The following is a 12,592-nucleotide window of genomic DNA, read 5'->3' as shown; positions in this document are numbered from 1 at the left end:
GGGAGGGGGAATGCCGGTGACAAAGAATTCCGCTGCCGTTGCCGAGCGGCATCAAGAGCTGGTCTCGATCAGCGATGGCATTGCGACTGTAGAGATTGCCCCGGCCGCCGGCGGCGCGCTGGCGTCGTATCGCTGGCGGCAAAACGGATCCGTCGTGGATTGGCTGCGTCCTGCGGATCAGGCGGCGATCGACAGCCGCGATGCCGGCGCCATGGCCTGCTTCCCGCTGGTTCCCTATTCCAATCGCATAAGGGGCGGGCGCTTCGCATTCGCGGGCCGCACCGTCGAACTGCCGACCAGCCCGGAAGATCCGCATCATGAGCATGGCCATGGCTGGCGTCGGCCATGGACAGTCGTCCGGCACGAAGCCAGCACCACCCTCCTATCTTATCGCCATGCCGCCGATTCCTGGCCGTGGAGCTATGAGGCAAGGCAAGCGATCTCGCTGGTCGATGGCGGGCTGATCATTGCCCTTTCGCTGCGCAATCTCTCGGACATGCCGATGCCGGCAGGCTTCGGCCTCCATCCCTATTTCCCGTCGACACCGTGGACACATGTCCAGGCGCAGGTATCCGGCATGTGGGAGACCGATGCGGAAATCCTGCCCACCCGGCACGTCCTTCCGCCAGCTGGTTCCAACCCGACCACGGGCTTCGACGTGTTGGAGACGGACTTCGACACGGTCTTCACCGGATGGACGCGCCGCGCCCGGATCTCCTGGCCGGAGCGTGGGCGGCAACTGGACATCGAGGCCGAAGCGCCGCTCGATTTCCTCGTCCTCTACACGCCGCCCGGCGAGCCGTTCTTTTGCGCCGAACCGGTCAGCAACATCACCGATGCCTTCAATCGCAGGAACGCGGGCATCGACACTGGCTGCATGGTACTTGCACCCGGGCAAATGCGATCCGCAAGCGTTCGCTTCACGCCTTCGCAGGCGGCCTGATCGCCAATCTGAGCCGCATCAACTGCTTTGACTTGCCGCTTCGCGGATGGTCTGCAGCAGGATGGAGAAGGCCGGCGAGGGGGCCGTGTCGGTGCGCATGGTCAGGCCGACCGGTCCCTTGGTTTCCTCGGTGTTGACCGGCAAGGCGACGAAGGCGCCGCTGCCGAGTTCGTTGGCAACGACGCCAGCCGAAATGATCCAGACGGCATTGCTCTGCCGCAGGAAGGCGCGGCCGAAGGAGTCCGAGACGGTTTCGATCTCGGTTGCCGGCGCCGTCATGCCGTTGGTGATGAACAGGCGGTCGACGAAGGGGCGGATGACCGATTCCCGCGTCGGCATCAGCATCGGGAATTCGTCGAGCCGTGCAAACACATCCTGTCCCGGATCGAGTAACGGGTGTCCCGCGCGCACCACGAACAGCACTGGTTCAGAATAGAGGTGCTCGAAGAAGAAGCCGGTCATGTTCTCCGGTGCCGCCAGCCGTCCGACGACGAGATCTAACGTGCCGGTGCGCAACTGTTCGAGCAGCACCGAATTCTCGCCGGTGACGATCTTGATCGCCGCACCGGTGCCCTCTTCGAGGAACAGGCTCATGGCAAGCGGCATCACACGCGCCGACACTGTCGGCAGCGCGCCGATGCGAATCGGGGGCCGGCTGACCGCTCCGTCCTGGCGGACGGAATCGACGCCGCGTCTCAATGCTGTGATCGCAGTACCCGCATGGCCAAGGAAGATTTCGCCCAGCCGTGTCACCTTGATACCGCGGCCATCGCGTTCGACCATAGCGACGCCGAGCGCCTCTTCCAGTTCGCGCAATGTCTTGGTCACAGCCGGCGGACTGACATGCAGCAAGTCGGCCGCTCGTGCCACGCTTCCCTGCCGCGCAACTTCCAGGAATGCCTGCAGGTGACGGAACCGGATGCGGCTATGGGACATGGATTGATAACCCATGAGTTAATGAAACGACGCAAAATATCATTTTACCGAACCAAACGCCTTGTGCAATGTGGAGGCGGAGGACCAAAACCGTGCCATTCGTCACCATCGGCGGCATCACGCTGCACCATCGCCACACCAAGGCGGCCGGCAATGCGCGCCCTATCATATTCATCAATTCACTGGGCACCGACTTCCGGATCTGGGACGAAATTGTCTCGGCGCTCGATGGTGAAATGCCGCTGCTGGTCTATGACAAGCGCGGCCATGGGCTGTCCGATATCGGCGACATCAGGTCGATCGACGATCATGTCGATGATCTTTCGGCGCTCATCGATCATTTCGGCTTGAGCAAGGTCGTGCTGTGCGGCCTGTCGGTCGGCGGCATGATCGCTCAGGGGCTTTATGCCAGGCGCCCCGATATCGTAGAGGCCATGATCCTTTGCGACACGGCACACAAGATCGGCACGACGGACAGCTGGAATACACGCATCGCGACGGTCGAAAGCAAGGGCATCCAAGCGATTGCCGATGGCGTGCTCAAAGTATGGTTCACCGCCGCCTTCCACGCGGCGCGTGTGGCCGAGCTCGACGGCTATTGGAACATGATGACGAGGCAAGCGCTTGCAGGTTACGTCGGCACTTGCGCGGCCGTTCGCGATGCGGATTTCACCGATGCCGCACGCCGGATCGCGGTGCCGACGCTCTGCGTCGCCGGCGACCAGGATGGCTCGACGCCTCCCGATCTCGTCCGCTCGCTGGCCGAGCTGATCCCCGCCGCGCGCTTCCAGATCATCCGCGACGCCGGACACATTCCTTGCGTCGAACAACCCGAAGCGCTGGTCGCCCTGATCCGCAGTTTTATCGCGTCGCTTGCCCCTGGAGCAGAAACCCATGGATGAAGTCCCCGGCGACGCAGCCAGATATCGCAAGGGGCTTGCGGTGCGGCGCTCGGTGCTCGGCGACCGGCATGTCGACCGGGCCGAAATTGCCGCCACCGATTTCGACCAGCCTTTCCAGGAGCTGATCACCGAGGCTGCCTGGGGAACCGTGTGGGCGCGGCCGGGCTTCACAAAGCGTGAGCGTTCGATCGTCACGCTGGCGCTGCTGGCCGCACTCGGCCATGATGAGGAGATCGCCATGCATGTGCGCGCCACCGTCAACACCGGTGCGTCGCGCGACGACGTCTGCGAGGCGTTCCTGCATGTCGCCATCTATGCCGGCGTGCCGGCCGCCAACCGTGCCTTCAGAATAGCCAAGGACGTGTTTTCGGAAATGGACGGAGCCAGGAATGCCCGCTGAGTCCGGCTCGACGAGGCCCGAGACCGGCGCCTTCTTCCGGCGCGATCGGACCTGGCATCCGCCGGCTCTGACGCCGAATTATAAGACCTCGATGCTGCGCTCGCCGCAAAAAGCCCCCCTCGTCTTCGACAACACGCTGTCGGAGATTGCAGGCCCCGTTTTCGGCCACGCAATATTGGGCGAACTTGACGCCGACCTGATCCACAATTTCGCCAGGCCCGGCGAGAGCGCGCTCGGCGAGCGGATTATCGTCCATGGCCGAGTGCTCGACGAGCGAGGCGTTGGCGTGCCCGGCGCGCTGCTCGAATTCTGGCAGGCCAATGCCGGCGGCCGCTATCGCCACAAGAAGGATGGCTATCTGGCGCCGCTCGACCCGAATTTTGGCGGCTGCGGCCGAGCCCTCACCACCGAGGACGGCGGCTATGCGTTTCGCACCGTCAAGCCTGGACCCTATCCCTGGCCGAATGGGCCGAACGACTGGCGCCCCTCGCACATTCATTTCTCGGTGTTCGGCCACGGCTTTGCCCAGCGGCTGATCACGCAGATGTATTTCGAGGGCGACCCGCTGATCTGGCAGTGCCCGATCGCGCGCGGCATTCCCGACAAGGCAGCCGTTGAGACGCTGATCGCCGCGCTCGACATGCAAGCGACGATCCCCTTCGACGCGCGCGCCTACAAGTTCGACATCGTGCTGCGCGGGCGCCGCGCGTCGCTGTTCGAAAACAGGCTGGAGGGCAATTGATGGCCCAGTCGCTCGACCGGCTCAGGGAAAGCCCTTCGCAGACCGCCGGACCCTACGTCCATATCGGGCTGACACCCAATTTCTGCGGCATCGGCGGCGTCTATCCCAGTGATCTCGGCGCCACCATGGTCAACGACAAGACCAAGGGCGAGCGCATCGGCCTGCGCATCCGGGTGCTCGATGGCACCGGCACGCCGCTCAAGGACGCGCTGATCGAGATCTGGCAAGCGGATGCGGATGGGCTCTACAATTCGCCGGCCGAACTGCGTGGTGCTGCCGATCCGAATTTCTTCGGCTGGGGCCGTTGCCCGACCGATATGGACACCGGCCTCTGCACGTTCGAGACGGTCAAGCCTGGCCGCGTCCCGTTCAACGATGGTCGCCTGATGGCGCCGCATATCACGCTCTGGATCGTCGCCCGCGGCATCAATCTCGGCCTGCACACAAGGCTGTATTTTTCCGATGAGGAAAAGGCCAATGCTGAAGATCCGATCCTCGCGCGTATCGAGCACCGCGTCCGCGTGCCGACGCTAATCGCCGAGCGCAAGGGCGATACCTACATCTTCGATGTCCATCCCCAGGGGGAGAAGGAAACGGTCTTCTTCGATAGCTGATGCTCAGGAGGCCTGTGACATGACTGTATCGCCTTTCGACCATCCGCTGCTCTCCGCTCTTCTCGGCGACGAAGAAGCGGCGAGGCATTTTTCCGTTGAGGCGGAAATCGAGGCCATGCTGGCCTTTGAACAGGCGCTGTCGCAAGCGGAGGCCGATAACGGGATAATCCCCAAGGATGCCGGGGCAGCGATCGTGGCGGCGCTTGGCACCTTCCGGCCGGACACGGCTCTGCTGCGAGCCGGGGTCGCCAAGGACGGCGTCATGGTGCCGGAGCTGGTGCGCCAGATCAGGGCTGCGGTCGGCGAACCGCATGGCCGGAAAGTGCATTTCGGTGCGACCAGCCAGGATGTGATCGACACCGGCCTGATGCTTCGGCTGAAATCCGTCGTCGAGCATCTCGATCTGCTGTTGACCGAAACCGTCATACGCCTCGCTTCGCTCAAAGAGCGTTTTGGCGGCAGGGCGCTGACCGGGATGACGCGCATGCAGAAGGCGCTTCCGATCAAAGTGGCCGATCGCGTCAGGGTGTGGCGGGCGCCGCTGCAACGGCATCAGGAGAGGCTATCCGAGCAGTCCAGGCGTCTGCTGGTGGTGCAATTCGGCGGTGCCGCCGGCACGCTGGAAAAGCTTGATGACAAGGGGCCGGCGGTGCGCGCGGCACTTGCCGCCAGGCTTGGTCTTGGCGACGCACCGCAGTGGCACAGCCAGCGTGACGCGCTCGCCGACTTTGCCGGCCTGATGTCATTGGTATCAGGCAGCCTCGGCAAGTTCGGCCAGGACATCGCGCTGCTGGCGCAAGGTGGAACCGAGATCGAGCTTTCCAGTGGCGGCGGCTCGTCGGCCATGCCGCACAAGAAGAACCCGGTGAAGGCCGAAGCGCTGGTGGCGCTTGCCCGCTTCAACGCCACGCAGCTTGCCGGCATGCATCACGCGCTCGTGCATGAGCAGGAGCGGTCGGGTGCTGCCTGGACGCTGGAGTGGCTATTGCTGCCGCAGATGGTCGTCGCAACGGCCGCGTCGCTGCGCCTTGCCGCCGAACTGGCCGCACAGGTCGAAAGTCTCGGCCACTGATCCGCACGCAAATCGTCGTCATCGGGTCCGGGCCGTCCGGGCTGCTGCTTGGGCAACTGCTGGCCGGCATCGGCGTAGAGACGGTCATTCTGGAACGTGCGAGCCGCGAGCACGTGCTTGGCCGCGTGCGGGCAGGGGTGCTCGAACAGGGCACCGTCGAATTGCTGGAACAGGCCGGCGCGGCGGCAAGGCTGCATGCCGAAGGGCTGCCGCACACTGGCATCTCGCTCGCCTTCGACGGACGCTTGCATCGCATCGACCTCGAGGCGCTGACCGGCGGCAGGCATGTCACCGCCTATGGCCAGACCGAGGTGACGCACGATTTGATGGACAAGCGCGACGCGGCAGGGCTGACCACGATCTACGAGGCGGCAAATGTCGCTCTGCACGATTTCGACGGCACCGCGCCTTTCGCCACCTATGACAAGGACGGCGTCACGCATCGCATCGACTGCGACTTCGTTGCCGGCTGCGACGGCTATCATGGCGTCAGCCGCAAATCGGTGCCCGAGCGTGCGCTAAAAATCTTCGAGCGGCGGTATCCGTTCGGCTGGCTCGGCGTGCTGGCCGAGGTGCCGCCAGCCGACCGCGAACTGGTCTACGCCAATCACGAGCGGGGTTTTGCGCTGTGCTCGATGCGCTCGACGCATCGCAGCCGCTACTATGTGCAGTGCCCGCAGGACGATCGCGTGGAGGCGTGGTCGGATGAGCGCTTCTGGGACGAGTTGCGCCGCCGCTTGCCGGAGCAGACGGCGGCAAATGTCGTCACTGGACCGTCCTTCGAGAAATCGATCGCGCCGCTGCGCTCCTTCGTTGCCGAGCCGCTGCGCTTCGGCCGGCTCTTCCTGGTCGGTGATGCCGCCCACATCGTGCCGCCGACCGGCGCCAAGGGCCTCAACCTCGCCGCCAGCGACGTGCGCTATCTCTTTGCCGGCCTGCACGATTTCTATCGCGACAAGTCAACGGCCGGCATCGACGCCTATTCAGGCAAGGCTCTGGCACGGGTCTGGAAAGCGGTGCGTTTCTCCTGGTGGATGACGACGATGCTGCACCGCTTTCCAGACACCGGCGAGTTCGGCCAGCGCATCCAGGAGGCCGAACTCGACTACCTCGTGCAGTCACGTGCCGCATCGACCGCGCTCGCCGAGAACTATGTCGGCCTGCCGTACTGAGGGCCGCGGATCATCCGGCGCCTTGCTGCCTGGCAAAGTCCGACAGCATCGGGCGCTGCCCTTTGAGGATCTTCACCTCGGCCTCGGCCAAGGTGAACCAGCCCGCTCTGTCCACCTCCGGGAACTCCTTCAGGAATCCCGACCTTGGCGGCCATTCCATGGTAAAAATGTTGCTCGTGATGGCGGCGACATCAATGTCGGCGGTCGCCTCGACAGACCAGGCCATGACGATCTTTCCGCCTGGTTGCCTGTAGTCGCCGAGACGCGTGAAGGACCCATCGACCCTGATGCCGAGCTCTTCCTCGGTCTCGCGCTGCGCTGCCGCCAACTCGTCCTCGTTCTCGCCGATGAGGCCCTTCGGTATCGACCACGCACCGTCGTCCTTCTTCGCCCAAAACGGTCCGCCCGGATGAACCAGCAACACCCTGAGATCGCCGTCGCCGCGGCGATAGATCAGCAATCCCGCACTGCGTTTTGCCATTGTGATACGTCCGTTTGCGAAGCCGGCAGCCTGCCGATGGTCCTTGAATCGTTGACGCGAACCTTGCACCTAGGGATTGCGACGCTATGTCAGGTTCGTCTGCATTGCACCTCACCCGCGAGTCCGGCAATCTGATACCATCGCTTATTTGGCGGCTCGAAGGCTAGGTGACGATGCAACTCGGTCTTATTGGCTACTATAGCGACTTCGTCGTGTATCCGCTGGTAATCGCCGTGCTGGCAGTGGCCGGGCTGCTCGAGGCCGGCGAAGAGAGTGCACCAGGCTGGATCGGCACGGTCCTCGCCTGTCTAGGCCTCTGGACGCTGATCGAGTATGTGCTGCACAGGTTCGTTCTTCACCATATTCCCTACATCAAGGACCTGCATGATCGTCACCATGTCGAGGAGCGCAGTTCGGTGGGCACCCCGACCTGGCTCAGCCTCGGGGTGCATGCGCTGATCGCGTTTGTGCCCGTTTGGGTGGTCTCGGACTTCGCAACCGCGAGCGCGGTAAGCTGCGGGCTGATGCTGGGGTACCTCTGGTACATCAGCATCCACCACATGATCCATCACTGGCACCCCGCCCATCCGAGCTATCTCTACACGCTCAAGCGCCGACACGCCGTGCATCATCATGTCGACGAAAACGCCAATTTCGGCGTGACGTCGATATTCTGGGATCGGGTTTTCGGGACGGCGCGGCTCTAGTCCGAGGCCAGACCAACCCCAACCGTTCAACGCCTCTTCCCGCGACCGCCGGGAGACTTGGCTCCGCGGGGGCCGCTCTGAACCGGCGTGTTGTTCTGGTTCTCGTCGGACAGTTTTCGCCAGCGGGCAAGGCGCTCCGGATCGAGCGTCCCGGCCTTTAAGGCAGCCTGCACAGCGCAGCCCGGCTCATGCACATGCGTGCAGTCGCGGAACTTGCAGAGCGGCGCGAGCTCGGTGATTTCGGCAAACAGCGTGTCGATGCCGGAGGCGACGTCGCTGACCTGCAAAGTCCGCATGCCCGGCGTATCGATCACCCAGCCGCCGCCGGCAATGGCGTGCAGCGATCGCGACGTGGTGGTGTGGCGTCCCTTGGAATCGTGCTCGCGAATGCCTCCGGTCTGTTGCGGCGATTGCTGCGCCGATCCGGCCAGCGTGTTGACCAGCGTCGATTTGCCGACGCCGGAGGAGCCGATCAGCGCCACCGTCTGGCCGACACCGCACCAGGCAGCCAGGACGGTTGCCGCATCCGATGTGCGGGGGTTCAGCATCACGACCGGCAATCCACGCTGCAGCGCGGCAGCCTGCCTTTCATAGCTCCCGGCGTCTTCAGCGGTATCGGCCTTGGTCAGCAGGATCACCGGCGTCGTTCCGGCCTCGTTGGCCAGCGCCAGGTAGCGCTCGAGGCGGGCGGGGTTGAAGTCGGCATTGCACGAGGTGACGATGAACAGCGTGTCGACATTGGCCGCGGCAAGCTGCGGCACCCTGCCGCCCTGGGTGCGGCGTTCCAGCACCGTCTTGCGGGACAGGCGGCGCTGGACAAGGTGTTCATGCCCATCGACCAGCACCCAGTCGCCGACCGCATAGTCACCGGTGTTCGCCTGCGCCGGCAGCGTCAGATCGACCGGCCCTGCCTGCGACAGGCCGGTCAGGCGATCGCGGTGGACGGTGGCGATCCGCGTCGGCACGAGATCGGCGTCGTCGGGCTCGAGCTGATCAGCGAAAAAATCCGTCCAGCCCAGGCTGGCGAGAGATGGCATGGAAGAATCCGTCACGGCTTTGACCACGGCGTCGCAGACATCGGACAGTATCCCTGGCAGGTGGCGAACGGGCGAGGCGATTGCCCAAGCCGTGTATGGGCGGCATGGCGACATTTGGCAAGCAGGCCCGTAGCCGAGAGCGAGCGGCAAGCTTCTGCAGCCTATCCCTCGATCGTCGAACTGACGATCAAGTCGACGAAACAGCGCTGTCCGAAAGCGTTTGGCGGGAAAACGGCGGCGAGCCACGTCAGCTTTAAACGTTAACAAATAATTTGACGCATGCGATTTTTTTGCGCTCTATTGGTAACCGTGAAAATTGACTGAATAAGTTCTGTCGAGCATTGTCGCATCCGGTCAACGGCCGCATGACTGGTGGCGGGGCCGATCATGGCAGGGGAATATATCGATGGCGGAGAAGACGCACCGCACGATGGATGACTTCGCCCAGGCATGTGGCGTGTCCCGGCCGACGCTGTCCAAATATTTCGACGATCCGGCGAGCGTGAAGCCGGCGACGCGGGCGCGCATCGAAGCTGCCCTGCGCTCCTCGGACTATCAGCCCAACCTTTTCGCGCGCAACCTCAACCGCAAGCGCACCCGCAACATCGGCATCGTCGTGCCGACGATCACCGATCCGTTCTACGCCGAGATGGTCAGCCGCATCGAATTTCGCTGCCGCGACGAAGGCTACTGGCCGATCGTCATCTCCTCGCATGGTTCGCCGAAGCTGGAGGCGGAGTCGGTCAGGACGCTGCTGTCCCTGAAGGTCGCCGGCGCGATCATCGCCCCACTGGGTCTGGCTTCTGACCGCGGCGTCTTCGACAAGCTCGGGCAGGACATTCCGATCGTCTATTTCGACACCTATATCGAGGGCGATACGCCGTTCGTCGGCAACGACAACCGGCAGAGCGTCTCGACCATCGTCGACTATCTCTGCCGTTCGGGTGAGCCGCCGGTCTATCTCGACATCCCACACGTCAACCACAACTCCGGCGAACGCCAGGAAAGCTACATCGTCGCGATGGAGACCGCCGGGTTCAAGCCGGTCGTCATCGAGGCCGCCCGCGATTACACCTGGGACTTCGAACGCATCGGCTACGAGCAGACGGAAAAAATGCTGGAGGCCGGCGCCTTGCCCGGCCGCACAATCCTGTGTGCCAACGATCGTCTCGCCTTTGGCGTGATGGCGGCTGCGTTCTCGCGCGGCCTGAAGGTCGGCCGCAGGCCCGATTGCGATCTGCGCGTTGCCGCGCATGACGATCATCCGCTGAGCCGCTACACCTGCCCGGCGCTGACCACCATGGCGCAGGATTTCGCCGCCATGGCCGGGCGCAGCGTCGAGATCCTGCTGGCCTTGCTGGACGAGGCCGATCCGCCGAAGCAGGACATGGCGCGCACCGTCAAGCTCGGCGCCACCCTGGTGATGCGTCAGTCGGCCTGAGCGACCGGCGTCAGCTTTTCTCGAACTGGCGCCAGGCCGCCACCGCCTCGGCCACCGCTTGCCGGGCAGCGGGGATATGGCGTCCCATCGAGACGAAGCCGTGGATCTGGCCCGGCCATTGCCGCAGGATGAGCGGAACGCCCGCGGCTTGCAGGCGCGCCGCATAGGCTGCCCCTTCGTCGGCGAGGATGTCGCAGCCGGCAAGCGCCACAAAAGCCGGCGCCGCGCCGGCGAGGGCAGGCGCCAGCAAGGGCGAGACGCGCCAGTCCGTGATATCGTCGGGCGTTCGCAAATAATGGTCGCGGAACCAGGCCATGGTGGTTGCGGTGAGCCCGAAGCCGTCGCCGAAACGCCGGTAGCTGTCGGATGTCTGCCGCGCGTCGGTGTTGGGGTAGATCAGGATCTGCGCGGCAAGGGCTGGCGCCAGCCCATCGCGGGCGAGCAGCGCCAGCACGGCGGCGAGGTTGCCGCCGGCACTGTCGCCGGCCACACCGATGCGCGCCTTGTCGATGCCGAGATCGGCGGCGTTCTCGGCCAGGAAACGAAGAGTTGCCAGACAATCCTCGAGCCCGGCGGGAAATTTATGGTCCGGCGCCAGGTGATAGTCAGGACAGACAATGACGGCGTTGCCGAGATTGGCCATCAGGCGACAGATCTCGTCATGCGAATCGAGGTTGCCGATGACCCAGCCGCCGCCATGCAAATAGAGCAGCGCCGGCGCCCCGCTTTGCGGTGCGCCGATGCCGCGATGGATGCGGAGCGCAATAGGCCCATTCGGCCCGTCGATCTGCCGTTCCTGGGTCGCAGCGACCGGCTCGTGCTCACCCTGTAGCGCCGGGAACGAGGCGTTGTAGGCAGTTCGCGCTGCCGCCACGCTGCCGGTCTCGAATGGCTCGCCGCCGGCTGCACGACCAATTTCGAGGACGCGCAGCGCATCCGGATCGAGCGTCATGATCATACCCCTCAGGCCAGCAGGCTGCTCGCCTCTTCCTCGGTCAGCAGGGCCGGCTGCACGACATCGCCCGCGATGGCGACTGATCCCTGTGTTTCACCGGAGCGCAGGATAGCCTCCATGACCTCAAGTACATGCAGCGCAAGGCTGCCGGAGGCACGTGGGGCGTTGCCGGTTTGAAGCGAGCGCACCAGATCGGCGACGCCGAGCATGCGGTAATTGGCGCGATCGGGTGCCGCGTAAGGCCAGTTGCGCGCGCCGTAGAGCTCGCCCTCGCTGGCGAAATCCTGCCAGTCGGTGCCGCGTTCCGACAGCGACACCGTGCCGCCGAACGTGTCGGGGTCGGGCAGGCGCAGCGAGCCCTCCGTGCCGTGCAGTTCGATCGGATGGTTGGAGTGGCGAAAGACGTCCCACGAGGCGCCGAAGGTGACGGTCGCGCCGGAGCGGAACTCGAGCAGCGACAGCACATTGGTCGGCGTGCCGACCTTGAATGTGGTGTTCTTGAATGGCCCTTCGGCGGTGATCAGCCTTTCTTCCTGGCCGCGTGTCGCCATTGCCATGACGCGCTCGACCGGGCCGAGCAGATTGACCAGCATGGTCAGATAGTACGGACCCATGTCGAACACCGGGCCACCGCCTGGCTGGTAGTAGAATTGCGGGTTGGGGTGCCAGTGCTCCATGCCGCGGCCCATCATGAAGGCGGTGCCGGTGACCGGACGGCCAATGGCGCCCTGGTCCATCAACCGGCGCGCACGGCGCCCGGCAGCACCGAGGAACGTGTCGGGCGCCGAGCCGAGCAGCAGGCCGCGCGACCGCGCCTCATTGACCAGGCGCTGTCCATCGGCGGCCGAGGTGGCGAGCGGCTTTTCGGTAAAGACGTGCTTGCCGGCCGAAAGCGCGGCAAACGAAATATCGAAATGCGCCGCCGGAATGGTCAAGTTGAGGACAAGATCGATCTCCGGGTCGGCCAGCAGCGCATCGACGCCGAGTGCCTGGATACCATATTCCTTCGCTCGCACTGCTGCCATGTCGGCCGAAATATCGGCACAGGCGCGCAATTCGATCCCGCCAAAAAGCCCGGCGTTGCGCAGGTAAGTCATCGAGATGTTACCGCATCCGATGACGCCGATCCCGAGTTTGGTCGTTGATGTCCCGTGCATTCGATCCTACCTCCCAATGCGCTCATGACCTGC

General features: G+C 64.3%; 14 protein-coding genes. 9 read left to right on the top strand and 5 right to left on the bottom strand.

All coding sequences use genetic code 11. From position 1 onward, the window contains the following. Nucleotides 1–16: 16 nt before the first annotated feature. Complete coding sequence (locus NKJ11_RS03410) at nt 17–943, top strand: aldose 1-epimerase (RefSeq protein ID WP_352628500.1); 927 nt, start codon at nt 17–19, stop codon at nt 941–943. 18 nt (nt 944–961) lie between these two features. Here the strand turns inward: NKJ11_RS03410 and pcaQ are convergent, their stop codons facing one another. Then, a complete protein-coding gene (pcaQ, locus tag NKJ11_RS03405) occupies nt 962–1,879 on the bottom strand; it encodes a pca operon transcription factor PcaQ (RefSeq protein ID WP_352628502.1) in 918 nt (305 codons plus the stop codon). A 92-nt stretch (nt 1,880–1,971) separates the two neighbouring features. Between pcaQ and pcaD the strand changes: the two genes are divergently transcribed. Genes pcaD through pobA form a run of 6 tightly spaced genes read left to right on the top strand, consistent with a single transcriptional unit; the run spans nt 1,972 to nt 6,781 of the window. Further along, nucleotides 1,972–2,781, top strand: coding sequence for a 3-oxoadipate enol-lactonase (gene pcaD / locus NKJ11_RS03400; protein ID WP_352628505.1), 810 nt, complete (start codon nt 1,972–1,974; stop codon nt 2,779–2,781). Further along, complete coding sequence (gene pcaC, locus NKJ11_RS03395; protein ID WP_127291158.1) at nt 2,774–3,181, top strand: 4-carboxymuconolactone decarboxylase; 408 nt, start codon at nt 2,774–2,776, stop codon at nt 3,179–3,181. Before pcaD ends, pcaC begins: the two co-directional genes overlap by 8 nt. Further along, nucleotides 3,171–3,923 carry a protocatechuate 3,4-dioxygenase subunit beta gene (pcaH, locus tag NKJ11_RS03390; protein WP_023808805.1) on the top strand — a complete coding sequence of 251 codons (753 nt, stop codon included), beginning with the start codon at nt 3,171–3,173 and terminating at the stop codon, nt 3,921–3,923. Before pcaC ends, pcaH begins: the two co-directional genes overlap by 11 nt. Next, nucleotides 3,923–4,537, top strand: coding sequence for a protocatechuate 3,4-dioxygenase subunit alpha (gene pcaG / locus NKJ11_RS03385; protein WP_352792701.1), 615 nt, complete (start codon nt 3,923–3,925; stop codon nt 4,535–4,537). Before pcaH ends, pcaG begins: the two co-directional genes overlap by 1 nt. Before the next feature lie 19 nt (nt 4,538–4,556). Continuing rightward, nucleotides 4,557–5,609 (top strand): 3-carboxy-cis,cis-muconate cycloisomerase, encoded by a 1,053-nt coding sequence (locus NKJ11_RS03380; RefSeq protein WP_352628508.1) that lies wholly within the window; start codon nt 4,557–4,559, stop codon nt 5,607–5,609. Next, nucleotides 5,609–6,781 (top strand): 4-hydroxybenzoate 3-monooxygenase, encoded by a 1,173-nt coding sequence (gene pobA, locus NKJ11_RS03375; RefSeq protein WP_352792732.1) that lies wholly within the window; start codon nt 5,609–5,611, stop codon nt 6,779–6,781. Before NKJ11_RS03380 ends, pobA begins: the two co-directional genes overlap by 1 nt. 10 nt (nt 6,782–6,791) lie before the next feature. On the opposite strand, the gene NKJ11_RS03370 is transcribed toward pobA, so the two are convergent. After that, entirely contained in the window at nt 6,792–7,262 is a 471-nt protein-coding gene (locus NKJ11_RS03370; protein WP_023808801.1) for an NUDIX hydrolase, read from the bottom strand. A 173-nt stretch (nt 7,263–7,435) separates the two neighbouring features. On the opposite strand from NKJ11_RS03370, the gene NKJ11_RS03365 reads away from it, so the two are divergent. Then, entirely contained in the window at nt 7,436–7,969 is a 534-nt protein-coding gene (locus NKJ11_RS03365) for a sterol desaturase family protein (RefSeq protein ID WP_023808800.1), read from the top strand. A gap of 26 nt (nt 7,970–7,995) precedes the next feature. On the opposite strand, the gene rsgA is transcribed toward NKJ11_RS03365, so the two are convergent. Continuing rightward, nucleotides 7,996–9,006 carry a ribosome small subunit-dependent GTPase A gene (rsgA, locus tag NKJ11_RS03360; protein ID WP_352628509.1) on the bottom strand — a complete coding sequence of 337 codons (1,011 nt, stop codon included), beginning with the start codon at nt 9,004–9,006 and terminating at the stop codon, nt 7,996–7,998. Between the two features lie 406 nt (nt 9,007–9,412). Between rsgA and NKJ11_RS03355 the strand changes: the two genes are divergently transcribed. Then, on the top strand, nt 9,413–10,447 hold the full coding sequence (locus NKJ11_RS03355; protein ID WP_352792700.1) for a LacI family DNA-binding transcriptional regulator: 1,035 nt from the start codon (nt 9,413–9,415) through the stop codon (nt 10,445–10,447). 10 nt (nt 10,448–10,457) lie between these two features. Here the strand turns inward: NKJ11_RS03355 and NKJ11_RS03350 are convergent, their stop codons facing one another. After that, on the bottom strand, nt 10,458–11,399 hold the full coding sequence (locus NKJ11_RS03350; RefSeq protein WP_352792699.1) for an alpha/beta hydrolase: 942 nt from the start codon (nt 11,397–11,399) through the stop codon (nt 10,458–10,460). An 11-nt stretch (nt 11,400–11,410) separates the two neighbouring features. Further along, nucleotides 11,411–12,559: a Gfo/Idh/MocA family protein gene (locus tag NKJ11_RS03345; RefSeq protein ID WP_352792697.1), complete on the bottom strand. Its 1,149-nt coding sequence runs from the start codon at nt 12,557–12,559 to the stop codon at nt 11,411–11,413. Between the last annotated feature and the right edge of the window lie 33 nt (nt 12,560–12,592).

The sequence above is a fragment of the Mesorhizobium sp. M0243 genome, from assembly GCF_040321775.1.
Classification (GTDB): Bacteria; Pseudomonadota; Alphaproteobacteria; order Rhizobiales; family Rhizobiaceae; genus Mesorhizobium.
The sequence above is the reverse complement of the archived record's forward strand: the minus strand, read 5'-3'. Positions and strand labels throughout refer to the sequence as shown.

What these genes read in the sequence shown, in the direction of transcription:
- pcaQ (WP_352628502.1), bottom strand. Translation starts at nt 1,879, where the DNA reads ATGTCCCATAGCCGCATCCGGTTCCGTCACCTGCAGGCATTCCTGGAA.
- pcaC (WP_127291158.1), top strand. Translation starts at nt 2,774, where the DNA reads ATGGATGAAGTCCCCGGCGACGCAGCCAGATATCGCAAGGGGCTTGCG.
- pcaH (WP_023808805.1), top strand. Translation starts at nt 3,171, where the DNA reads ATGCCCGCTGAGTCCGGCTCGACGAGGCCCGAGACCGGCGCCTTCTTC.
- pcaG (WP_352792701.1), top strand. Translation starts at nt 3,923, where the DNA reads ATGGCCCAGTCGCTCGACCGGCTCAGGGAAAGCCCTTCGCAGACCGCC.
- NKJ11_RS03380 (WP_352628508.1), top strand. Translation starts at nt 4,557, where the DNA reads ATGACTGTATCGCCTTTCGACCATCCGCTGCTCTCCGCTCTTCTCGGC.
- NKJ11_RS03370 (WP_023808801.1), bottom strand. Translation starts at nt 7,262, where the DNA reads ATGGCAAAACGCAGTGCGGGATTGCTGATCTATCGCCGCGGCGACGGC.
- NKJ11_RS03365 (WP_023808800.1), top strand. Translation starts at nt 7,436, where the DNA reads ATGCAACTCGGTCTTATTGGCTACTATAGCGACTTCGTCGTGTATCCG.
- rsgA (WP_352628509.1), bottom strand. Translation starts at nt 9,006, where the DNA reads ATGCCATCTCTCGCCAGCCTGGGCTGGACGGATTTTTTCGCTGATCAG.
- NKJ11_RS03355 (WP_352792700.1), top strand. Translation starts at nt 9,413, where the DNA reads ATGGCGGAGAAGACGCACCGCACGATGGATGACTTCGCCCAGGCATGT.
- NKJ11_RS03350 (WP_352792699.1), bottom strand. Translation starts at nt 11,399, where the DNA reads ATGACGCTCGATCCGGATGCGCTGCGCGTCCTCGAAATTGGTCGTGCA.
- NKJ11_RS03345 (WP_352792697.1), bottom strand. Translation starts at nt 12,559, where the DNA reads ATGCACGGGACATCAACGACCAAACTCGGGATCGGCGTCATCGGATGC.